This window comes from Algoriphagus mannitolivorans DSM 15301 (assembly GCF_000429425.1).
Taxonomy (GTDB): Bacteria; Bacteroidota; Bacteroidia; order Cytophagales; family Cyclobacteriaceae; genus Algoriphagus; species Algoriphagus mannitolivorans.
The window spans coordinates 15,482-39,288 of the sequence record NZ_AUBV01000001.1; the positions used below are offsets into that span (position 1 = coordinate 15,482).

General features: G+C 41.8%; 21 protein-coding genes. 12 read left to right on the forward strand and 9 right to left on the reverse strand.

All coding sequences use genetic code 11. The features are described 5' to 3' along the window. Positions 1-9: 9 nt before the first annotated feature. Positions 10-1,110, reverse strand: a complete 1,101-nt coding sequence (locus G458_RS0100065; RefSeq protein ID WP_026950085.1) for a DUF1573 domain-containing protein — start codon at positions 1,108-1,110, stop codon at positions 10-12. A 71-nt stretch (positions 1,111-1,181) separates the two neighbouring features. Here G458_RS0100065 and trpS point away from each other — a divergent pair, with 71 nt between their 5' ends. Beyond that, positions 1,182-2,159, forward strand: coding sequence for a tryptophan--tRNA ligase (trpS, locus tag G458_RS0100070; RefSeq protein WP_026950086.1), 978 nt, complete (start codon positions 1,182-1,184; stop codon positions 2,157-2,159). 38 nt (positions 2,160-2,197) lie between these two features. Here the strand turns inward: trpS and G458_RS0100075 are convergent, their stop codons facing one another. The 5 genes from G458_RS0100075 to rsmA form a co-directional block, all read right to left on the reverse strand. Further along, positions 2,198-2,590, reverse strand: a complete 393-nt coding sequence (locus G458_RS0100075; protein ID WP_026950087.1) for an HIT family protein — start codon at positions 2,588-2,590, stop codon at positions 2,198-2,200. Positions 2,591-2,638: 48 nt separating this feature from the next. Beyond that, positions 2,639-3,112 carry a transcription elongation factor GreA gene (greA, locus tag G458_RS0100080; protein ID WP_026950088.1) on the reverse strand — a complete coding sequence of 158 codons (474 nt, stop codon included), beginning with the start codon at positions 3,110-3,112 and terminating at the stop codon, positions 2,639-2,641. 153 nt (positions 3,113-3,265) lie between these two features. Beyond that, positions 3,266-4,201 carry a 2-hydroxyacid dehydrogenase gene (locus G458_RS0100085; RefSeq protein ID WP_026950089.1) on the reverse strand — a complete coding sequence of 312 codons (936 nt, stop codon included), beginning with the start codon at positions 4,199-4,201 and terminating at the stop codon, positions 3,266-3,268. Between the two features lies 1 nt (position 4,202). Continuing rightward, positions 4,203-5,570, reverse strand: coding sequence for a magnesium transporter (gene mgtE, locus G458_RS0100090; RefSeq protein WP_026950090.1), 1,368 nt, complete (start codon positions 5,568-5,570; stop codon positions 4,203-4,205). After that, positions 5,557-6,342 carry a 16S rRNA (adenine(1518)-N(6)/adenine(1519)-N(6))-dimethyltransferase RsmA gene (gene rsmA, locus G458_RS0100095; RefSeq protein WP_026950091.1) on the reverse strand — a complete coding sequence of 262 codons (786 nt, stop codon included), beginning with the start codon at positions 6,340-6,342 and terminating at the stop codon, positions 5,557-5,559. The genes mgtE and rsmA overlap by 14 nt, the downstream gene beginning before the upstream one ends. Before the next feature lie 105 nt (positions 6,343-6,447). Between rsmA and pdxA the strand changes: the two genes are divergently transcribed. The 7 genes from pdxA to accC all read left to right on the forward strand — a co-directional run bounded on the left by pdxA (position 6,448) and on the right by accC (position 12,120). Further along, entirely contained in the window at positions 6,448-7,473 is a 1,026-nt protein-coding gene (gene pdxA, locus G458_RS0100100) for a 4-hydroxythreonine-4-phosphate dehydrogenase PdxA (protein ID WP_026950092.1), read from the forward strand. 106 nt (positions 7,474-7,579) lie between these two features. After that, on the forward strand, positions 7,580-8,158 hold the full coding sequence (locus tag G458_RS0100105; protein WP_026950093.1) for a YceD family protein: 579 nt from the start codon (positions 7,580-7,582) through the stop codon (positions 8,156-8,158). Between the two features lie 12 nt (positions 8,159-8,170). After that, complete coding sequence (gene rpmF, locus G458_RS0100110; RefSeq protein WP_026950094.1) at positions 8,171-8,362, forward strand: 50S ribosomal protein L32; 192 nt, start codon at positions 8,171-8,173, stop codon at positions 8,360-8,362. Between the two features lie 227 nt (positions 8,363-8,589). Beyond that, positions 8,590-9,588 (forward strand): beta-ketoacyl-ACP synthase III, encoded by a 999-nt coding sequence (locus G458_RS0100115; RefSeq protein ID WP_026950095.1) that lies wholly within the window; start codon positions 8,590-8,592, stop codon positions 9,586-9,588. A gap of 23 nt (positions 9,589-9,611) precedes the next feature. Next, entirely contained in the window at positions 9,612-10,175 is a 564-nt protein-coding gene (efp, locus tag G458_RS0100120) for an elongation factor P (protein WP_026950096.1), read from the forward strand. Between the two features lie 95 nt (positions 10,176-10,270). After that, positions 10,271-10,747 (forward strand): acetyl-CoA carboxylase biotin carboxyl carrier protein, encoded by a 477-nt coding sequence (gene accB / locus G458_RS0100125; RefSeq protein ID WP_026950097.1) that lies wholly within the window; start codon positions 10,271-10,273, stop codon positions 10,745-10,747. 23 nt (positions 10,748-10,770) lie between these two features. After that, positions 10,771-12,120 (forward strand): acetyl-CoA carboxylase biotin carboxylase subunit, encoded by a 1,350-nt coding sequence (gene accC / locus G458_RS0100130; RefSeq protein WP_026950098.1) that lies wholly within the window; start codon positions 10,771-10,773, stop codon positions 12,118-12,120. Positions 12,121-12,171: 51 nt separating this feature from the next. Here accC and G458_RS0100135 read toward each other — a convergent pair whose 3' ends face one another. Next, on the reverse strand, positions 12,172-12,609 hold the full coding sequence (locus tag G458_RS0100135; protein ID WP_026950099.1) for a hypothetical protein: 438 nt from the start codon (positions 12,607-12,609) through the stop codon (positions 12,172-12,174). Positions 12,610-12,836: 227 nt separating this feature from the next. Between G458_RS0100135 and G458_RS0100140 the strand changes: the two genes are divergently transcribed. The 4 genes from G458_RS0100140 to G458_RS0100155 all read left to right on the forward strand — a co-directional run bounded on the left by G458_RS0100140 (position 12,837) and on the right by G458_RS0100155 (position 21,104). Beyond that, positions 12,837-15,149, forward strand: a complete 2,313-nt coding sequence (locus tag G458_RS0100140) for a PSD1 and planctomycete cytochrome C domain-containing protein (protein ID WP_084438788.1) — start codon at positions 12,837-12,839, stop codon at positions 15,147-15,149. Position 15,150: 1 nt separating this feature from the next. Further along, positions 15,151-16,605: a DUF1501 domain-containing protein gene (locus G458_RS0100145; RefSeq protein ID WP_026950101.1), complete on the forward strand. Its 1,455-nt coding sequence runs from the start codon at positions 15,151-15,153 to the stop codon at positions 16,603-16,605. 4 nt (positions 16,606-16,609) lie between these two features. Next, positions 16,610-18,724 (forward strand): c-type cytochrome domain-containing protein, encoded by a 2,115-nt coding sequence (locus G458_RS0100150; protein ID WP_026950102.1) that lies wholly within the window; start codon positions 16,610-16,612, stop codon positions 18,722-18,724. A 175-nt stretch (positions 18,725-18,899) separates the two neighbouring features. Continuing rightward, the gene (locus G458_RS0100155; protein ID WP_026950103.1) at positions 18,900-21,104 is read left to right on the forward strand and encodes an adenylate/guanylate cyclase domain-containing protein; all 2,205 of its coding nucleotides are present in this window, start codon (positions 18,900-18,902) and stop codon (positions 21,102-21,104) included. Here the strand turns inward: G458_RS0100155 and G458_RS21255 are convergent. Both G458_RS21255 and G458_RS21260 read right to left on the reverse strand, forming a co-directional pair. Continuing rightward, positions 21,079-22,308: a S8 family peptidase gene (locus G458_RS21255; RefSeq protein ID WP_051286922.1), complete on the reverse strand. Its 1,230-nt coding sequence runs from the start codon at positions 22,306-22,308 to the stop codon at positions 21,079-21,081. The two genes, G458_RS0100155 and G458_RS21255, sit on opposite strands and share 26 nt — an antisense overlap. A gap of 43 nt (positions 22,309-22,351) precedes the next feature. Continuing rightward, positions 22,352-23,683 (reverse strand): S8 family peptidase, encoded by a 1,332-nt coding sequence (locus G458_RS21260; RefSeq protein WP_084438789.1) that lies wholly within the window; start codon positions 23,681-23,683, stop codon positions 22,352-22,354. Positions 23,684-23,807: the final 124 nt, after the last annotated feature.

Sequence of the window (23,807 nt, forward strand, 5' to 3'; positions counted from 1 at the left end):
AGTTTAAATTTACTCAATTCTACTTTTTAAAATGATCAATTGTACCGGATTTACAGGATCATTACTAAAGATATAAATATTTCGTTGATCTATTCCTTTCCTACCGATAGGATCAAAGGTCAGAGACAATTCCATACTTTCTCCAGGTGATAGTTTATCCTTGGGAGCTTCAATAATTAGGCATTCACAATTTCCCTGGATTTTTCTGATTTCTAAAGTTTTCCTTCCCGGATTGGACAAGGTTATGCTTCTTCTTACAACAGTTTTGGAACTGATCTCCCGAAGATCAATCTCTTTTTGACCAATCTTTAACTGAGGCAAGTCATCCAGATTGGATTTTTGAACTGGTGGAAAATATTCAAACAGATCAGCAATAATATCCAAGGTCAACTCACTGCCTTCCACATTCTCCCAATTTACCGGGACAGCATCTTCATAAAACCCTAGATCCCCCTTTCGAAAACTGCTTTCGTATCGAATCTTGAGGAGCCCTCTTTCCTGTGGTCTCACCATTCGCTGAACTTGTTCAATTTTAATATAATCAGGTCCAGCTGTTCGCAATGCTGCATTTTCAAGAACATCATTTCCAAAATTGAAAAACTCCACATACTTGATTTTGGGTTCGTTGTCAAACACTTCTCCCATATTGATCTTTTTCAAACGAAACCCAAGGTCTCCCAACTGTGCAGGATATGCCTTTCTCGGATCCGAAGGATATGGAATTGATACTCCCTCTAAATACAAAGAGTCCAAAGCCCCGTGAAGATTGCCTTTGACCATGATCAATTTAGAAAAGAACCCCGCAGCCGAACTCGGGTCAAAGGAAACCTTAACTACTCCGGATTCCCCGGGTTTTAGGGTGTCTCGAGTATATTCTACCGAGGTGCAGCCGCATTCCAGGATTACATCCTCGATAAAAAACAGAGAATCTTGGGTATGGGTAAATTCAAATTCAGCCATCTGCATACCCTGCTCTTCCAAAACAGTTCCCAAATCAATCCGATTGACTTTCCAGATCAGTTTGGGCACAGAAGTCTGCTGAGCTGCTGACTGAAATGAAAGCAGAATCGAAAATAGGATGTAAAAAAGAATCTTGGAAGGTGAGTTCATATCTGCAAATAACAACTATTTTTCCCCTTAAGTATAGCTTCAAATCCTTAATTTGCGCCAAATTTCAAGAAATGGCAAGAGTTCTAACAGGAATCCAAAGCTCAGGAAGGCCCCATTTGGGAAATATCCTCGGTGCTATAGTACCTGCTATCAAACTGATTGAGCAGAACAATCAAGAAGAGTCTTTTATTTTCATCGCTGATTTCCATTCCCTTACTTCCACCAAGGATGGGGAGCTTCGCAAACAAAATACACTCGCTGTAGCCGCCGCTTGGCTTGCCTTCGGTTTGGACATCGAAAAAACAGTCTTCTATCGCCAATCCAGAATTCCGGAAGTCACCGAATTGACCTGGTATCTCAATTGCTTCACTCCTTTTCCCATGCTGGCAAATGCCCACAGCTTCAAGGATAAGTCTGAGCGGCTTGCAGATGTCAATGCTGGACTATTTACCTACCCGGTGTTGATGGCTTCAGACATTCTCTTGTACTCAGCCAACCTTGTTCCGGTAGGAAAGGATCAATTACAGCATTTGGAAATCACCCGTGATATCGCCAGCACCTTTAACAGAATCCTAGAGGAGGATATCCTGACACTTCCAGAGGCCAAGATCAGCGAGGAAGTCATGACCATTCCGGGAATTGACGGGCAAAAGATGAGCAAGTCTTATCAGAATATCATCGATATTTTCCTTCCTGAAAAAGAACTGAAGAAGAATGTCAATGCAATCATTACGGACAGCACTCCATTAGAGGAACCCAAAAACCCAGATACCTGTATTGTATTTAAAATTTACAGCCTTTTGGGGACTGCAGAACAAACAGCGTCCTTAAGAGAAAAATATCTAGCCGGCAATTTTGGGTATGGTCACGCCAAAAAGGAACTTCTAGAACTTATCCTAACCAAATATTCTAAGGAGAGAGAAACTTTCACCTATTTCATGAATAATCCCATGGAAATAGAAAAAAGACTGGAAGCAGGTGAAGAAAAAGCAAGATCCGTTGCGTTCAAGCTACTGAATCAAGTGAGGGAAAAACTAGGATTTAGATAAACAAAAAGCCCGATTTTTATTGAATCGGGCTTTACTTTTTAAAATCCTCGGCGAATTGTATCTGCAATTTCAGCAAGTTCCTCCGGATTTAATTTCAATTTTGGTCGTGTAAAATTGATATCATCCATGGTCTTTAGGGGCACGAGATGAATATGCACATGAGGAACTTCCAGCCCGATCACTGCCACTCCGATTCGGGTACACTTGATAGTTTTGTCCATCGCCTTGGCCACTTTTTGTGCAAAAAGATGGAGTTCTGCAAGGTCTGAAGGCTCCATATCAAAAATGTAATTCACTTCCTTCTTTGGAACCACTAAAACATGCCCTTTGACCAATGGCATAATGTCCAGAAATGCTATGTTTTTATCATCCTCCGCTACGATTTGAGCGGGGATCTCACGATTGATGATTTTGGTGAAAATACTTGCCATAGTCTAAATATAAAAAATCCCGGTGGTAGACCGGGATTAGGGTATGGATTAATAAGAAATTTCGAGGATTTCGAATTGAAGTGTTCCAGCAGGAGCATTGATTTCTGCAATTTCTCCCACAGTTTTTCCAACCAGTCCTTTACCAAAAGGAGAGCCAAGGGAAATTTTTCCTGCCTTAAGATCTGCTTCTTCCTCTGACACCAAAGTGTAGCTAACCGTCATGCCATTTTTGACATTTTTAATTTTCACCGTGCTCAGAATCCCGGCTTTAGAAGTATCCATTTGGGAATTATCCAGAATTCTGGCATTTCCTACTACCGCTTCCAATTTTGCGATTTTAAGTTCCAAAAGTCCCTGTGCGTCTTTAGCAGCATCGTATTCTGCATTTTCACTCAGATCACCCTTGTCTCTTGCTTCCGCAATCTGTCGCGCGATATCCGCTCTTCCTTTGGTCTTCAACTCCTGAAGCTCGTCCTTCAACCTCTTCAGGCCCTCTTCAGTGTAATATTGTACTTTTGACATAGTGAAACAGTTTATTCAACAGCCTTAAAAACAAAGTAACGGTCACGTGATGGAGACCGTTACTTTGCTTTTGGCTGTATTGATATAGGCAAAGATAGGAAAGCTTTTTGACAAAGCAAGAGTCCTGAATATGTCAAAAGACTGCCAAATCGATTAAGAATTAGGGAAAAATTCCTTGATGTTTTCTACCAAAACCTCGTTGATTTTTACATAAGACTCAAAGGTCCAACCGGCCACATGGGGTGAAAAAACAACATTTTCCCGCTGCGCCAACCGCTCAAATTCCTCCTTTTGGGAATCGGTAAACTTCTGGAATTTTTCATTTTCCAGCACGTCCAAAACAGCTCCACGAAGTATGCCCTGATCTAATGTCTGGTTTATGGTGGAAAAAGAAATGACCTCTCCTCTGGCAGTATTAATCAGCCAAATCGGTTTTTTAAACCCTTTGACTTCCTCCAAAGTAAAAAACCCTCTGGTCTCTGGGGTAAGCGGAACATGAATACTCAAAACATCTGCTTCTTCTTTCAACTTTTCCCAACTGACCTCCTCAACCTGACCATTTCCAAAACCCAGCTTGTACTTATCATAAGCGAGAATCCTTACATCAAATCCAGCAAGTCTTTTAGCAAAAGCTTCCCCCATATTTCCAAAACCCATGATGCCGACAGTTTTTCCCATCAGTTCATGACCTCGGTTTCCTTCACGATCCCATATTCCTTTCCGAACCTCCCGATCAGCCTTAATGACTTGATTAAACAAAGCTAATAGACCTCCGAGGGCATGTTCGGCTACAGCATCCCTGTTTCCTTTGGCGGCATGAAAAAGCTTGACGCCTTTGGTTTCAAGATATTTCAAATCAATTTGATCGAGACCTGCTCCTGCTCTACCGATAAACTTGAGTTGACTGGCTTTTTCAAGTAACTCGCGATCCATGGGAGTTTTGGAGCGAATAATCAAACCTTCATAAGAGGCCACTTGATCGAGAATTTCTGCACGGGTGATCTTTGGGGCATAATTCACTTCATGCCCCTCTAGCTTCAGCATATCCATAATGCTGAGGTGCATCTCATCGATAATCAGAATTTTCATATTAGAGTTTGAGTAATAGCATCGCAATACCGAAGTAAACGGCCAAGCCCAAAAGATCATTGGTAGTGGTGATGAATGGCCCAGAAGCGATGGCTGGATTGATCCCAAATCGATTTAGAACCAAAGGAGTAACGGTACCCATGAAAGAAGCCAAAAGGACTACACAGAATAGTGCAAACCCGATGGTAACTCCGAAAATAGGCTCAAAGCCGTAAATAAAGACAACTACCAAGAAGACGAAAGCACCTAAGACAACTCCATTTAAGAGTGCTACCAAGAGGCCTTTAAAAAATCTCTGCGTGGGCGTATCATCAAAGGCAGATTTGGATGCCAATGACTGTACGATCAAAGAAGAAGCTTGAATTCCAACATTTCCTCCCGTCGCTGCTACAAGTGGGATAAAAGAGGCTAAAGCCAAATATTTACTTAGCCCAACTTCAAAAAGCCCGATGATTTTGGCACCCATCAATCCTCCCAAAACTCCAATCAATAGCCACGGTAGTCGAGCTTTGGAAATGGTGAATACGGAGTCGGATTCCTCGATATCAGCTGACACCCCGGCCATTGCTTGGATATCCTCGTCTGCTTCTTCCTGAACAACGTCCAAGATATCATCCACGGTGATCCTACCTACCAGCTTGTTTTTCGCGTTGACTACAGGGACAGATTCCAAGTCATATTTACGCATCACCGCTGCTACTTCTTCCTGATCCATATGAACCGGAACGGAAATCACCTCATCGTCAAAAATATCTTCGATTTTGGTGTCTGAAGCTGCAAGAATAATTTTCTTGAGAGAGACCCTCCCCAACAGTTGCTGTCGGTTATTCACCACATAAATGGAAAATATCTTCTCGACGTTTTCTGCTTGTCTGCGGATTTCATTGATGGTCTGGATCACATTCCAGTTTTTATTGGCACGGATAAATTCTTTGGCCATGATACCACCCGCAGTGTCTTCCTCGTAGCGAAGGAGTTCCAAGATCTGCTCCAGTTTGACCCGGTCTTGGATTTCTGCAATTACCTCTTCCCTTTCTTTTTCATGAAAAAAACTCAGAATATCTGCCCCGTCATCAGAATCCATCAACTCGATCCAAGAGGCCACTTCTGCTATTTCCAGCTCTTTTAGCACTCTACCCAATGAATCCTCATCCAGCTCAATTAGAATATCAGCAGCAAGTTGTTTCTCCAAAAGCCGAAGAACATAGATGGACTCATTCATGCTGAGCTCATCCAGGATAGCAGCAATATCTGCTACATTGACCCCTTCCAGAGAATCCTGAATGAAGTCAATATTCTCCTCTTCAATCCCTATTCTGAGACTTTCAAGGTATTCTTTAGATAATTCAAACTGCTTAATGGGCTCCACGACCTTTTTCGATTTCTTGGGTCAAAAAAACAAAATCCGCAACATCCAATTGCTCGGCGCGCTTGTCCAAGATAGGATGAGTTTTGAATTCCTCGGTTAGATTAAAGGATTTTAAGGAATTTCTAAGGGTTTTTCTTCGGTTTCCAAATCCTCCCTTTACGACTTGAAAGAAAAGCTTCTCGTTACAATCCAGCTTTTCTACCTGATTTCTAGTCAGTCTAATTACTCCTGAATTCACTTTGGGAGGAGGATTAAATACCCCTGGAGGTACAGAAAACAAATATTCTATATCATAGTAGGCCTGAAGAAATACAGATAAAATCCCGTAATCCTTATTTCCTTTAGGCGAAGCGATTCTTTGGGCCACCTCTTTTTGTAGCATGCAGACCACTTCAGTCACCTTATTTTTATCCTCCAAAACTTTAAAGAAAATCTGGGAAGAAATGTTGTAGGGAAAATTTCCTGCAATGGCATATTTCTCTGGAAAGACCGCAGAAAAGTCATACTTAAGAAAATCTCCCTCTATGATTTTATCTCTGAGCTGAGGATACTTTTGATTCAGATATGTAATGCTTTCGGTATCAATATCAATCAGGTAAAGGTCAAGCTTTCCCTCGAGAAGGAAATCCGTCAATACACCCATTCCGGGTCCGATTTCTAGAACTTTGGACACACCCTCATGACCTTTGACCGCCGCTGCAATTCGCTCGGCGATACTTAGGTCTGTCAGGAAATGTTGTCCTAAATGCTTCTTGGGTTTGACGTTTTGCATCCTTCGCCTCTGATAAATTTTTATAAATTGCAGGCCTAAAAATAAGGGAATATTCTAAAACCCTCTTTGAAAATATCCAGCAGCAATAAATGCGGAAATCTTGACATGAGCACAAAAAAACAAAAACCAGTTCTCGGAATCAGTATCGGAGACATTAATGGAATCGGGGTGGAAGTTACACTGAAGGCCTTAGCAGACTCGAGAGTCTATAAGTCTTTTACTCCCTTGATTTACGGTCATGGCAAGGCGATTTCCCATTATCGCAAGCTTATGAACTTAGAGGATTTCAACTTTACACAAATCCGAACTTTGGATGAAATCCAGCACCGCAAGGTCAATGTCATTAACGTAATGGAGGAATGCCCTGAAATCATTCCCGGGGTAGAAACCATGGAAGCTGGAAAAATGGCCTTAGAAGCCTTAAAAGCAGCAGTCGAAGATCTGAAATCCGGAAAAATCCAAGGACTTGTCACCGCTCCTGTCAATAAAAATAACATCAATTCTGAAGAGTTGAAATTCGTCGGACACACGGAGTTTATAACCGATGCAGTGGGTGTCAAGGATAGCCTGATGACCATGGTGGCCGAAAATTTCCGCGTAGGTTTAATTACAGGACATCTTCCATTAGCAAAAGTACCTCAGGCCATTACCAAAGAAAGAATTCTGCAGAAGGCAAATATTTTCCTCAAGAGTTTAAATGAAGATTTTGGAATCGACAGGCCAAAAGTGGCTATTTTAGGATTAAACCCTCATGCAGGTGAGGATGGCTTGCTAGGAATGGAAGAAGAAGAAATCATCAAACCAGCCATTCGTGAACTTAAAGACCAGAATAAATTGGTGTTTGGCCCCTACCCTGCGGATGGCTTTTTCGGAATGATGCATCAAACTCGATTCGATGGGATTTTGGCCATGTACCATGACCAAGGACTGATCCCATTCAAGTCAATTGCATTTAGCTCAGGAGTTAATTTTACTGCAGGTCTTCCAGTAATTCGAACTTCCCCTGACCACGGAACAGCCTATAATATCGCCGGAAAAAATCTTGCCGACGAGGGCTCTATGCGAGCAGCATTGTATTTAGCATCTGATATTATGGCTCAGCACTTTCAAGAAGAGGAAGAAACGGTGTAATAAAAACCCTTAAAAAGTGGCGCTAAAACCAAATATTATTTCTTGAACTGTTTTAGCTAAATAAAAATATCCCTACATTTGCGGTCTTAAATCAGGAGGAGGAATCGTGAAATTCTGGAAAACCTTTGATATTGAAGTCATTAAGTTCAAGGAAGGACTCCATGATATAGACTTCCAGATCGGAGACAGTTTCTTTAAACATTTTGAGGATAACGAACTCCTGGAAAAAGGAAATTTGACCACAAGGGTCATGATGAATAAGGGAGCCAATGTTATTGAGCTTACTTTTCATATTCAAGGTACTGTACAATTGATCTGTGATCGAAGCTTGGAGCAATTTGATCATCCACTGGACATTACAGAAAAAATCCTCTACAAATACGGAGCGGAAGAACAGGAAATAGATGAAGATGTGTACATGATCACTCGTGACACCCCTTCGATCAATGTTGCTCAGTTGATTTACGAGTTCATCCTACTAGCACTTCCTGCAAAGAAAATTCATCCTGACTATCAGAATGAATTAGATGAGGAAGATTATGAAGGCGAAGGAGGATATGTATATATCGACGAAGAGGAAGCGGAAGGTGAAGAGGATAATACAGGCACCGAAAACTTAGAATCCAAGGCTATAGATCCCAGATGGGAACAGTTATTAAAATTAAAAAACAAGGAACAATCATAAACCACACATAAAATGGCACATCCTAAACGCAAAATTTCGAAAACCAGAAGAGATAAGAGAAGAACTCATTATAAACTGGAAGCTCCAGGAATGGCTAAATGCCCAACAACTGGTGAAATGCACTTGCCTCACAGAGCTTTTTGGCTTGATGGCAAATTGTACTACAAAGGACAAGTAATCATCGAAAAAGAGATCACTGCTTAATCAGTAATCTTTTTATAAGTCATAAAATCCACTCCTTTTTGGGGTGGATTTTTTTATTTGATTAAATTCAAGGAATCTGAATACCAACCCCTTACCCTTCTACCCCATCACAATCCTTGGTGGTCAGAGGGCATTGTGCTAATTTTGGCTTTTCTTAGAAAGACCAAAAACCTATCAACCCCAAATTTTGAATGCTTTTGCATCCGAATTTGGAAGAAACCCATACTATGGAGCAAATCAGAGCCATGATTACCGGAATTCAGGGATATGTCCCTGAGTACCGACTAACAAACCAAGAACTTGAGACCCTGGTTGACACTAACGACGAGTGGATTCTCTCAAGAACAGGAATCAAGGAAAGAAGAATTCTAAAAGGTGAAAACCAAGGAACTTCCGTCATGGGAGCCGAAGCGGTTAAAGGCCTTTTGCAAAAAACCGGAACCAATCCTTTAGATATCGATCTAATCATTTGTGCAACGGTGACTCCTGACATGCCATTTCCGGCAACTGCAAATATCATTTCAGATCTGGTCGGATCAAAAAACTCGTTTTCTTTCGACCTGGGAGCTGCTTGTTCCGGTTTCCTCTTCGCTCTTCAAATGGGGGCCCAATTCATTCAGACTGGCACTCACAAGAAAGTTGTTGTGGTTGGCGCGGATAAAATGTCCTCAATTGTCGACTACCAAGACCGTACTACCTGTATTCTTTTTGGAGACGGTGCAGGGGCGGTTCTTCTGGAGCCTACCCAAGAAGAATTTGGGATTATGGACGCAATCCTTAAATCAGATGGTGCCGGAGCTCCATACCTTCATATGAAGGCCGGTGGAAGCCGAAAGCCCGCAAGTCCAGAAACTATCGCCGCCAGAGAGCACTTTGCATATCAGGAAGGTTCTACCGTATTTAAATTTGCGGTAACAAACATGGCCGATGTAAGTGCGGAGGTAATGGAGCGAAACGGGTTGAAAGGCGATGATATTGCCTGGTTAGTGCCCCACCAGGCCAATAAGAGGATCATCGATGCTACTGCAAACAGAATGGGCGTGGGTCCTGATAAAGTTATGATGAATATCGAGCGGTATGGAAATACTACTGCTGCAACGATACCTCTTTGCCTTTGGGAATATGAAAACCAACTGAAAAAAGGCGACAACCTTATACTTGCTGCATTTGGAGGTGGATTTACCTGGGGGTCTATCTACCTAAAGTGGGCTTACGATCCGAAATAATAACCTAAGAATACTAAGATAACATGGCATCTACTGCAGATTTTAAAAATGGATTGTGTCTGGAAATGAACAATGACATCTATTCCATTGTCGAATTTCAGCACGTAAAACCAGGAAAAGGCGCTGCTTTTGTCCGAACCAAACTAAAAAGCCTAAGAACCGGCAAAACCTTGGACAAGACTTTCTCCGCTGGTGAAAAAGTGACTACAGCTCGAGTAGAAAAAAGACCACATCAGTTTCTCTACAAAGATGATCTGGGTTACAACTTCATGGACACAGAAACTTTTGAGCAAATGTCTTTGGAAGAACATTTGATTGAAAGACCTAACCTACTGAAAGACGGTCAATTGGTTGACATCTTAGTTCACGCAGAAAATGAAACCCCATTATCTGTAGAACTTCCTCCCTTCGTGGAATTGATGATCACATACACCGAGCCAGGTATCAAAGGTGATACTGCCACCAATGCGCTTAAGCCTGCAATCGTTGAAACCGGAGCAACTGTGATGGTGCCCCTATTTGTAGATCAGGACATCATGATCAAAGTAGATACTCGGGATGGCTCTTATTCAGAACGCGTAAAATAAATTGATATTAGCTGTGTGATTTCCTTAAATTACACAGCTTTGTTGTTTTTAACCCAACTCACATGTCAAAAGACATAGAACCAAAAAAGAACCCTATGAAAGCTAAAGAGATTCAGGAATTGATCGACTACATCTCCAATTCCGGCCTTGCTGAGGTAAAAATCAAAACTGAGGAATTCGAACTTTCCATTAAAAAATACGCAGAATCTGCTTCTGTTGTGTCCGCGCCTGCGATGGTAGCTGCCCCGGCACCTGCTCCTGCCCCAGCTCCTGCTGCATCCGCGCCAGCTCCTGCTGCGGCTCCTGCTCCAGCAGCTACTCCTTCCAATTTGGTGGAAATCAAGTCACCAATGATTGGTACTTTTTACCTAACGCCAAATCCAGACTCCGCGCCTTTCGTTTCTGAAGGCTCTTCCATCAAAGCTGGACAAACAGTATGCATCATTGAGGCTATGAAACTTTTCAATGAAATCGAATCTGAAATTTCAGGTAAGATCGTGAAGATTTTAGTGTCCAACGCTACACCGGTGGAATACGATCAGCCATTGTTCCTTGTTGATCCTGCTGGATAATTTTCCACTTAATCAAAAAGAACGTGTTCAAAAAAATATTAATCGCAAATAGAGGCGAAATCGCACTTAGAGTGATCCGTACCTGCAAGGAAATGGGGATCAAGACTGTTGCGGTTTACTCCACAGCTGATAAAGACAGCTTACACGTCAGGTTTGCTGACGAGGCTGTATGTATAGGTCCTGCTCCAAGCCGTGAATCCTATTTGAATATCCCAAGAATCATTGCCGCAGCGGAAATCACCAACGCAGATGCTATTCACCCGGGATATGGATTCCTTTCCGAAAATGCCGAGTTCTCCAGAATCTGTGATGAATACGGAATCAAGTTTATCGGTGCCTCTCCGGACATGATCGCTAAAATGGGCGATAAAGCTACTGCAAAAGCAACCATGAAAGAAGCTGGCGTACCTACTATTCCAGGATCAGATGGTCTATTGGAAAGTGTAAGCCAAGGCAAAAAAATTGCCGCAGAAATGGGCTATCCGGTCATTCTAAAAGCTACTGCCGGTGGTGGTGGACGTGGAATGAGAATTGTCAAAGAGGAAAAGGAATTTCAGAAAGCTTGGGATGATGCTAGAATGGAATCCGGTGCAGCCTTCGGAAACGATGGTTTGTATTTGGAAAAATTCGTAGAAGAGCCAAGACATATTGAGATCCAGATTGTCGGCGACAAAACCGGAAAAGCTTGTCACCTCTCCGAAAGAGATTGTTCTATTCAAAGAAGACATCAAAAATTGGTAGAAGAAACTCCTTCTCCTTTCATCACGGATGAACTTCGTGAAGCCATGGGTAAAGCGGCCATCAAAGGTGCTGAAGCCATTGGATATGAAGGTGCTGGTACCATTGAATTCTTGGTTGACAAGCATCGCAACTTCTACTTCATGGAGATGAACACCAGAATCCAGGTGGAGCATCCAATCACTGAAGAAGTGACCGACTTTGATTTGATCAAAGAACAAATCAAAGTGGCGGCAGGAGAAACTATCTCAGGAAGAAATTATTTCCCAAAGCTGTATGCCATGGAATGCCGAATCAATGCAGAAGACCCTGCAAATGGCTTCCGACCAAGTCCAGGAAAGATCCTAAATCTTCACATTCCAGGAGGTCGCGGTGTTAGAGTTGACTCACATGTCTATGCAGGATATGTCATTCCACCCAATTATGATTCCATGATTGCAAAGCTGATCGTCAGCGGACAATCAAGAGAGGAAGTCATCGTGAGAATGAAAAGGGCATTGGAAGAGTTTGTGATTGATGGCATCAAAACCACCATTCCTTTCCACATTGCGTTGTTGGAAAATGAGAAATTCAAGGAAGGTGACTTCACCACCAAGTTCTTGGAAACATTTGATTTCTCAGTAATTAAAAAATGATTCTATTCAGATTATGAATTGGAAAAGCCACTCAAAAGAGTGGCTTTTTTATTACCAGCCAAAACCACCTCCTGACGACCATATAATAGCAACAATTCCAACAAAAATTCCCAGCGCACTAATCAAAACAACGGGAGTGGTAGCAGCAGCGCTAAATCTATAAACATATACCTTTTCGATATGATCAATTGGTATTTCTAACCGCTGATTTGGTTCAATTTTTTCTTTATTCAATTTCCCAATTATCCCCACCAAATCCTTACCGTTTATCTGCTTGTAATTCAAGTAATATTTCTCTCCAGTAATAAGATAGACAATCACCTTATCTCCTTCATTTAACTTGGATAGGGACTCCTTAACAAAAGGACCCTCCTGAATCTCTTTTGAAACAGCTGGCTTTAGATTTTCTACATTTCTATAGGTTTTACAGGAAAAAATGATTCCTAAAATTGCCGTACCTAAAACGAGATGAAATATGTTTTTTTTCATAGAATTTTATTTCTCATAAAGGTAAATTCACTCGAAATCAATCCCTTAGATATTTCCTATATATTTTATTGATTATCAAAAATGACGGATTTTTATTTCGTATATAGTACTAAAGAGTATCAAATATTCCGGAATTTATGATTTCAATGAATCAATATTTTTATAATAAAGTCAGTATGTCTTTTTTAAATTTTTTCCATAACTTTTAGCCTTAACGATTTTCCCAAATGCCCAACGTGACGAAAATTTTTGCGGCTTGTATTGCCTTAACCTTTGGATTAGGTTCTTGTAAACCTTCCTCTTCTGGCTCGGTGGACTTGATTTCTACTGATCAAATCAGCTATAATTTTCATATCCGGCCTATTCTTTCGGACAAATGTTTTGCTTGTCATGGCCCGGATGCCAATAAAAGAGAAGCGGAATTGAGACTGGACACAGAAGAAGGGGCATTTACCGCATTGAAAGAAAGTCCTGGTCAGTTTGCCCTTGTTGCAGGAAAACCCGAGGAATCCGCCCTTTACCACCGAATTACTTCCCAAGATCCCGGAGAGTTAATGCCTCCTCCTGAATCCAACCTTTCCCTTTCTCCTCAGGAAATTGACCTGATCAAAAAATGGATTGAACAAGGAGCGAAATATGAACCCCATTGGGCATTTATGAAAGTAGAAAAGCCTTCAATACCTTCATCAGAGTGGGGCACAAATGAGATTGATCGATTCGCCTTTGCCAAAATGAAGGAAAAGGGTCTAAAGCCCAATGAAGAGGCTGACTCTTTTACATTAATCAAAAGAGCGTGTTTAGACTTGACAGGTCTGCCTCCCTCACCTGAGATTTTAGAAAAGTATGCCGGCTTCCGGAATGGAAACACCTATGAAAAGCTTCTCGACGAGCTGATTTCCCAACCAGCCTACGGAGAAAAAATGGCAATTCTTTGGCTGGATATTTCCCGTTATTCGGATAGTTATGGCTATCAGGATGACAACATTCGTTCTCAGTGGCCATATAGGGACTGGTTGATTCACGCATATAACAAGAAAATGCCTTACGATCAATTCCTGACCTGGCAGCTTGCCGGCGACCTTTTACCTAACCCCACCAAGGAGCAAATTCTTGCTACGGCCTTCAACAGAAACCATAAGTACACCGAAGAGGGCGGGGTGATAGATGAGGAATACCGTATTGAATATGTCCTGGACAAAACCAACACCTTCAGTAAAGGGATTTTGGGAATTACCATGGAATGTGCCCAATGCCATGATCACAAATACGATCCATTTTCCCAGAAGGAGTATTATGAGCTTTTTGCCTTTTTCAACAATTCCAAAGAGAAAGGATTCGAAGGAGATGTAAGTGTCTCCAAACCTGCCAAAACCCCAATTCTATGGGTCGAACGAGAAGATTTAAAGGGAATATTGAGTTTCATTAACCATTCTGATACCTCCCGATTGAGTATTTCGGTAATGGGAGAATTGGAGGAGAATGAGAAAAGAACCACTTTCATTTTGGATCGTGGAGTTTATGATGCACCGACGATTCCAGTGGAACCATCCACACCAGAATCAATTTTTGAATTTCCAGTAAACTTGGAAAAAAACAGGTTGGGATTGGCTAAATGGGCTACTTCAAGAGAAAACCCACTTACCTCCAGGGTTTTTGTCAACCTGATCTGGCAGGAGATTTTTGGTAAAGGAATCGTCAAATCTGCTGGAGATTTTGGGATGCAGGGAGACCTGCCAACCCACCCCGAGCTTCTAAATTGGCTTGCTGCTGACTTCATGGAAAACGGCTGGAATATTCAACGGCTTCAAAAGCAAATTCTGCTTTCTTCCACTTACAGACAATCCTCTGAAATCACCCAAAAACATTTAGAAATCGACCCCGACAACTTCTATTTGGCCAGAGCTCCAAGACTGAGACTTCCTGCCGAAAACATTCAAGATTTAGTTTTGTCCAGCAGCGGACTATTGGTTTCAGAAATAGGAGGCCCAAGTGTCAAGCCATATCAACCTTCCGGATTGTGGGAATCAGCCACTTCTGGTCGAGGGGTATTGGCTACCTACGTTCAGGACACTGGATCCAAACTCTACCGAAGAGGAATTTATAATTTCATCAAACTCACCGTTCCCCCTCCAAAAGCAATCATTTTTGACTCCAGTAATCGGGACCGATGTGAGATCACCCGAAATCGTACGAACACGCCCCTTCAAGCCTTGGTCATGCTAAATGACCCGATGATTTTGGAGGCTTCAAGAGTTTTATCGACCAAACTTTCTGAAAAATATGCTAATCCAGAGGAGGCAATTGACGAAGCATTCAAGCGGATTCTTTGCAGGGAAATGAAATCCAAAGAAAAGACCCTGCTTCTGAGGTATTTTGAGTCAGAACTGAAAGAATTTGAAAAAAAACCTGAGCGCATTCAAAGCACATTGGACGTCGGAGAATATCCCATGAACCCAAAGGCCATTCATGCCCAAAACGCTGCCCTGATGCAGGTCATTGTCAGCTTGTATAATTTGGAAGAAACTATAACCAAAAGTTAAAATGGAGAAGGAAATATTAGAGCAAGGTCTGAATCATAACCGAAGAAAATTCCTTTCCAGATTAAGTCTTGGTCTTGGGAGTGCAGCTTTAGGTTCTCTTTTGATTCCAGGCTTATTTGACGGGAGAAAAGAAGCTGAGGAATCCATGATGCGGGCTTTGCCTCATTTTGCTCCAAAGGCCAAAAGAATCATTTACCTATTCCAAAACGGAGCACCCTCCCAGCTGGAAACATTTGATTACAAACCCCTTCTTCAGAAAAATTTCGGACAAGAACTTCCGGAATCCATCCGAATGGGTCAAAGACTTACCGGAATGACGGCCGGACAATCCTCATTCCCTTTGGTAGGCTCCTATTTTGATTTCAGCCAATATGGACAAAGTCGTGCTTGGATCTCTTCACTATTCCCTCATTTGGCATCCGTAGTGGATGATCTGTGTATTGTGAAATCAATGCATACTGAAGCCATCAATCACGATCCTGCGCTTACGTTTTTCCAAACAGGAGCCCAAGTGGGGAATCGCCCCAGCATGGGGTCTTGGTTGAGTTATGGTTTGGGAAGTGAAAATGAAAACCTTCCGGCATTCTGCGTTTTGCTGAGTCGGGGAAAAGGAAATGGGCAGGGTGTGTATTCCAAACTTTGGTCAAATGGTTTTTTGGATGCCAAACATCAAGGTGTTCAGTTCTCTAATTCAGAAGACCCTGTACTTTACCTCAGTGATCCTGATGGTATGTCCAGAGATCAAAGACGAAAAATGCTGGACCAGATAGCTGCAATGAATGACTTGTCTTATCAACAATTCAACGATCCCGAAATCACAGCGAAAATTCAGCAATATGAAATGGCCTTCCGGATGCAGACGGCGGTTCCGGAGATCACCGATATCACCAAAGAACCGGACAGTATCATCAAACTTTACGGTCCAGAATGTCTTGTTCCCGGTACCTACGCTGCCAATTGCCTATTGGCCCGAAAGCTTTCCGAAAATGGAGTTCGGTTTGTCCAACTCTACCATCAAGGCTGGGACGCTCACGACAATTTACCCAACCAGATGATCGGCCAAGCCAAGGATGTGGACCAGGCTTCGGCAGCTTTGATTACAGATTTGAAACAAAGGGGACTATTAGACGAAACCTTGGTCATTTGGGGAGGAGAATTTGGTCGTACTAATTACTGTCAGGGGAAAATCGCTCCTGAAAATTATGGCCGAGACCACCACCCGAGAGCATTCTCGATTTTCATGGCAGGCGGTGGCATCAAATCCGGAATTGTATATGGAGAAACAGACGATTTCGGATACAATATCACCGAAAACCCAGTTCATGTGCATGATTTTCAAGCGACTGTACTTCACCTGATGGGAATAGACCATGAAAAGCTGACCTACAAGCATCTCGGCAGAAGATACCGACTGACAGATGTTCATGGAAATGTAGTTAAAGATCTAATTGCCTGAGTAAATGACTAGACCTTCGAGGATTATTTCAGGTTTGGAAAACCTGCTTTTTTTCTGGCTTGGACTCACCACGATCTTAATCATCGGAGGAAATAACCTGGCCATCCCAGCATTCCTCCAAGTTTTCGGAAGACTTCATCCTTTAATTCTCCATTTTCCAATCGTAATTCTCCTGATGGGCATTGCGACAATTTGGATTAAAGAGCAGACTTGGAAAGATGCTGGCAGGATGTTTCTCTTGCTTGGGTCTAATTTTGCCGGAATTACTGTAGTGGCCGGCTTAATTTTAGCAGCCGAAGATTACGAAGGGAACTCTCTTGATTGGCATAAGTGGCTGGGAATTATTTCGTTGGCACTTTCTATTTTCATCTATTTTTTAGTCAAAAAACCCAATCTATCTCAAAAAACATTCAGTTCATTTTTGGCTATTTGCTTGATTTTGACTGGTCATTTCGGCGCAAATCTTACCCATGGGGAAGACTTTTTGTTGGCCCCTATCCAATCTAAAGAGGAGAAACAAATCGCTTTGGAGGAAGCTGAAATCTTTGGAGATCTGGTAATGCCGATTTTTGAAACCAAATGCATTTCCTGCCATAAAGAAGGAAAAATCAAAGGCGAACTTCGGTTGGATGATTTGGAAGCATTGAAAAAAGGCGGAGAATCCGGCCCCTTCTTGGTGGCTGGAGATCCAGAAAACTCCCTATTTCTTCAGAAAATCCATCTGCCACTGGAAGATGAAGAACATATGCCTCCCAAAAACAAAACTCAATTAACAGATGAGGAAATTGAGCTTTTGAAAACTTGGGTAGCTTCTGGAGCAAGTTTTGACCAAAAAATAAGTGAACTAGAAGAGACCAGTCCCCTATACATCCTAGCCTCACAAAAATTTTCCGCTCAAAAAACTTATGAATTCGATCCTGCCTCCGATTCAGACATCCAGTCACTCAATAATTTCTTCAGAAAAGTAAAGCCTCTTCATCCTGAATCCCCTGCTTTGGAGGTAGCCTATTTTGGAGCATCTTCCTTTGACCCCAATTCCCTGAAAGACTTTAAAAAAATCAAAAATCAAGTCGTCAAGGTGAACCTAAATCGGATGCCTTTGGAAGGTGTTTCTTTGCAGTTTTTGGAAGATTTGAAAAATCTGGAAGAACTACAGATGAACTTCACCGGACTTCAGCCAGACCAAATACAGGTTTTGGAGAAATTGCCAAACCTTAAAAAACTGGCCATTTCCGGAAATAATCTTGGTCCAGAGAGTATGGCTCCGCTTTCCAAGCTAAACCAACTCAATTATTTGTATTTCTGGGAATCCGGACTTTCGGAAGAGCAGAAAAAAGAGCTTCAAAAGAATCTCCAAAAGACCAAAATTGATTTTGGATTCAATAGCAAAGGGGTAATTCTGGCGCTTAACCCTCCAAAAATTGAATTTGAAAATTCGATGTTTGGAGATTCTGCTAAAATCGAATTGTCCCATCCAATCCGGTCAGCTCAACTCCGATACACCTTGGATGGCAGTGAACCGGACAGCACTTCCAGTCTTATTTATTCCAATGTGATCTTCATAAAGGAATCCAGTGAAATCAAAGTCAAAGCTTTTGCCCCTGAATGGATAGGAAGCTCCCCAGTCAAGGCAGTTTTATTTAAAAAAGGAAGAAAACCTGAGTCAGCAAGCTTAACCCATGAGCCTAATCCCAAGTACAAAGCTCAGGAAGTCCAAACACTATTTGACGGAGTAAAAGGCAAAGCCAACCATACTTCAGGAGAATGGTTGGGATATTCCGAAAAACCCTTTGAGGTAATTCTCAAAATTAATCCTCAAGCGCCTCCTAAACAGCTTCAGGCAAGTCTCCTCTTGAATGAAAGCGCCTATATCTTCCCTCCAGAGTCGGTGGATTTGTGGATTTCTTCGAATGGAACCTGGAAAAAAGTAAAAATTGATTCCCCCTCACAATCTGAAAAATTCGGAGAGGTGAGATACGAACTACTCAAATATGAACTTCCGAAAGAGTCTTTTGAGGAAATAAGGTTAACCTTGAAGCCAATCAGTCAGCTACCCAAATGGCATCCCGGCGCAGGGTCGAAAGGTTGGGTTTTTGTAGATGAGATTTTCATTTATTGATTCTAATTTCTTGAAGTCGGAACAGACTTTATCCCAATAGTTCACGGGTCTATCCCTAAAATCCAACCGGTAATTGGTAAATTCCACTTTGTGGAATAAGTTGGTATTTTATATAAATTCAAAATTCCCTAGCTTGAGCGAATAAGAGGGTTCTTTCTCTTAGAATTTTAAAAGCATGAATCCAGAACTCGTTCGAAAGCAAGCCACAGTATTTTTTTCAGATATAGTCGGATACACCCGATTGATGGGAATAGATGAGGATGCTGCATTTCAGTTGATGAAGGACAACTTGGCTACCCATCAGCGGATTTTTTCAAACTATGGTGGTCAGGTGGTCAAAGAATTGGGTGATGGTATTTTGGGGGTTTTTGATACCCCAGAAGATGCTCTAAATGCCTCTTTGGAGATACAGAAGGCCTGCATGGAATACAATAAATTCCAGTTGAGAATAGGACTTCATTGTGGAGACATCATTTTTGATCATGGGGATGTTTTCGGAGACGCAGTCAATCAGAGTTCCCGAATTCAAAGTGTTGGAGTCCCAAACAGCATCTTGGTTTCTGGTCAACTCATTCAAAAGCTTGGGAAAAACAATAAGTTTTCCACGCTGGCGATAGGTTCTTTTGAGCTTAAAAATGTAGCTCACAAAGTTGAGCTTCATGCGCTTACCAATCCTCCTTTGACCATACCCAAAAAGGCAGAGATTCTTCAGAATATCAAGTATCAGGAGCGGAATCCATGGATCAGATGGGGAGTCGCAGGAGCCTTTTTGATCCTGATCTCGGCTTTGATCTATTCTCTCTTTTTTCAGGGAACGAAATGGGGACAGGAAAAATCAATTGCCGTGCTTCCTTTCGAAAATTTAAGCCAGGATGCCGGTCATGAGTATTTCTCAGAAGGTCTTACCGGGGATATCATATACCAACTTTCTGAAATTGACTCCATTCGGGTAGTTCCATTTGAGCAGGTGGAGAATTTTAAAGGAACCGAGCTTTCTTTGGATTCTATTGGGAAAATATTTGATGTCACCACAGTCTTAAAAGGCAGCGTGGACTTTATTGGCTCAAAGGTTCAGGTCAATGTCCGATTGGTCGATATCGCCAATTCGAAAAATATTTGGTCGGAAACTTATACCCGTGAAAACACCGGGATCGTCAGTATCCAAAACACCATCGCTAGGGAAATTGCAAGAGCGCTAAATGCTAACCTCAGCTCCCAGGAACTATTCCAGATCGGAAAAACTCAAACCACAAGTCCAGAGGCCTATGACCTTTACCTGAAAGCAAAAAATTATTACTTCAAATACAACAGAGAGGCAAATCCCAAAGCGATTTCCTATTTCAAGCAGGCTATCAAAATTGATCCAAATTACGCCTTGGCGTATGCCGGCCTGGCAGATGCTTTTTCTCAAATGCCCTCTTATGGTCTGGGTATGACTTGGCTGGATTCGAGCATGGAAGCCAGTGATAAGGCATTGGCCATAGAGCCGACCTTAGCAGAAGCTTATAGCTCTAAAGGGATAAATTATTACTACCAAGGCAAGAATGAATACGCTAAAATCTCATTTGAAAAAGCCTTGGCCTACAAGCCTAATCTGAGCAGAACCACAGGGAATTTGGCAACGATTTATTTCTCACAGGGAGAGCTCGTGAAATCTCTGAAGCTTCAGGCTAAATCTGCCTCTTTAAATCCCCGTGCGTTTTTACCTTATCAAATTTCCGGATGGATATACAGGATTCTGGGAGATGCGGACAACGCGGATTATTTTCTTCGAAAAGCTATCGAAATTCAAGAAAACGCCATCAATTACGAGCAATTAGCCTATAATTTAATAAGCATTGGAAAAAAGAAAGAAGCTGCTGCCCTGATTCCTGAAATCCTGAAAGACGTGGAAGATTCGAATACCTTGGCTGTTGCAGGCTTGGTGGCTTTCCACTTGGAGGATCTGGAATCGGCAAGAGAATACTTCGAAAAATCCATCGCAGTGACGAGTGACTTTGAAAATGACCCTTACTATCTCGTCCCAGTCAAACTGGCCTATATTCTAAAACTAAACGGAAATACAGTATTAGCCAATCAATATCTGGATCAGGGAATAGAGCTAAGACATGATGCTATTTTGGAGGGAGATGAAGACTTTAATCTTCCTTTAGACTTGGCAATCGCCAAAATAATCAAAGGCGAGATCAGGGAGGCAAATAAGTACCTGAATCTCGCCTTTGACAGAGGTTGGAGGGATTTATTTATTATTGATTATAATCCTGTTTTTGAGGAATATCGAAAATCACCTGAGTATGCAAGACTCTCTTCGAAAATCAAAACAGAAATAAGCAAGCTTAATCAAACCCTCGAACCTACCTCCCTGCAAAGGGATAAGTAATTCCATTGGCTTGTGTACTTCCAATAGTTCTTGGCAAACTACCAGTAGAATGAATCAAACCTGCCACCAATGCAGCAGCCATTGAGGTTCCTGACATTACTTGGTATTGATTATTTGGGAAAGTCGAGATCATATTTGATCCCGGAGCAACAAAGTCAATGGAAGGAATTCCAGTATTAGAATATCCGGCAAGGCCTTGAAGACCATCACAGGTAAAATCCAAGGCTCCGACCGTTACAATATTTTGACCGTCAATACAACCCGGAAGATTTTGGCTAGACATCATACCATCATTACCTGCTGACATCACCACAAAGATTCTGTCATTTCCCAAGCTGGTAATCAAATCTCTTAAGACTGGGTCATTGTTACATTCATTTCCTCCTCCAAGGCTCATCAAGACCACATCTCCTTTCACTCCATATTTTGCCACATGATCCAAGGCAAGGATCAATTGAGACCAAGTGCCGATGCCATTGCTATCTAGGATTTTGACCGAAATAATCTCAGCCCCCGAAGACATTCCCGTTACCCCGGGATTGCCGGCACCTTTACCTGCAGCCAAACCCGCACAATGAGTCCCATGTCCGATTTGATCAATCAAAGGATTAAGCTCATTTTCTACGAAGGAAACAGACAATAAAGGATTGGAATTCACATTGAGGTCAACATGGGAACCGTCAACTCCAGAATCTATGATCCAAATGGATGAATTGGAACGACTGGTCTGACTTCCTCCAATCAAGGGCACAGCACAGCTTGATTTTGAATTTGGGTCGTAAAATTCAGCTTCTCGAATGGGATCACCCTGCATTCTTGGACGGGATTGCATTTGAGGTCTGGTACTTTGGATAGTAAAATCAGGAAAAACTCCAGCCACATCAGGGTCACTTTGAAGCTCGCTTACTTGAGACATGCTAAGATTTGCCACAAAGCCCACGGTTCCATCCACAAAGGCTTTTCCTCTAGGTACTTCTATCCCCTTGTTTCGGGCAAATCCATTCACTTTGTCTATTTTCTGGTTTCGGCGCTGTTGATTGTCTTGGGCTTTTCTTAGCCGATTTGGATTATCTTGTCCAGTCTTTTTTACAGATTGTTCGAAGCTCTCCTTCATCAAGACTACGAATCGTTGGGAATAAACTGTCTCGGTAGAAAGTAAAAAAACAGCTAGTACCGCAAATCCAATTAATTTGAGTTTTATCATAAGAAAGGGTTTTAGAGAATCTCACCGGATTCTCACAGGTTAATTATTCAATTTTGGCTACAGGATAGCTTATTCCATCCCCTCCACGAAGTATTTGTGTGGTCCCTGAAGGCTTTCCTGAAAGCTTGTACAATAAGCCAGACATAAAGGCTGCAGAATAAGATGTTCCGGACCCCATGGCATACACCCCTTTGTTGGTTGAGGTTGTTTTGAAGGTGGTGAATATCTGTTCTCCCGGAGCCAGCCAAATGGGAAGAGTTGAACTTCCTGAGGACATTTCTCCATAATTTGAAAAGCTTGAGAAAATCAAATGATCTCCTTCACAGAACATATTCATTGATCCTACACTCAATAGGAAATTACCATCAGCAAGGCATGAGGGGAAATTGTCCGAATTCGAAGAAGTTTCATTGCCTGCAGAAAAAACAACATAAATACCTTTTGAGGCCAAATCCCGAATTTTATCATCCAATCTACCCCAGTTACAATTATTATTGTTTTCCCGTCCCAAGCTCATATTTACAACATCTCCTGGTTGGGCATTCGCTAAAATATAATCCACCCCTTTGGATAATTTACTCATATTGGAATTCCCTTTTTCATCCAAAACTTTCACGGATACCATTCTGGCTCCGGGATAAATTCCATTAATCCCGATACTGTCTCTTTTGCCCAATGGGTTGTTTTGATTATAAGAGATAGCTCCTATGATCCCGGCTATCATCGTCCCATGTCCATTTTCATCCTTAAATTCTGAAGTTGATTGAGCGCTATATCCCAAGTTTGTAACCACCACCCCATTGAGATCTTGATGCTCCTTATCAATCCCGGTATCCACAATCCAAACCGTTTTGTGAGACGGAGCCTGTCCAACCATTCCTCCACCAACCCAAACCACAAAATCATTGGCATTCCGAGCGGCGTCGTACCTCCAATCCTCCTGCATTTGTGGTTTTCTTCCCTGTGGAATGGGATTACTTTGCATCATCGGCTTTCTTCCCTGAAGATCCAGATGATCGTTGGAAACAAATTCATTCAAGAACTCCCCAGAAACTCCTCTTTCTAATTGCTTTAATTGACTTGAATTAATCTTTTCAGCAAAAAACCAGGAATCCTTACCGAAATGGATTTCCTTCAAATCCACTTCCAAGCCCTCAAATTCTTCACTAACATGTTTTTGGACTTTCTCTTTCAGTCTGGAAATCCCATCCTCATCTAAGCTTTCTAACTCTTGGTCAAAAAACTCCACCTTAAAAAAAACTAAAACTCCATCCTCATATCCTTTTGGAACCAGACTTTGGGAATTCTCAGTTTTGCAGGAAAAAAGAACGATGGCTAGGGCAAAAACAATTCTTAAAGGCATTAAATATTTCATAAAAAAACAAATTAAGTGAAACAATCTATTGAAACATTCCTATGTAAGTAATACATATTTTATTGATTATAAAACATTTCTAAGTATATATTTTGCATTTTTCTAACAATCACTCTTCTCTACC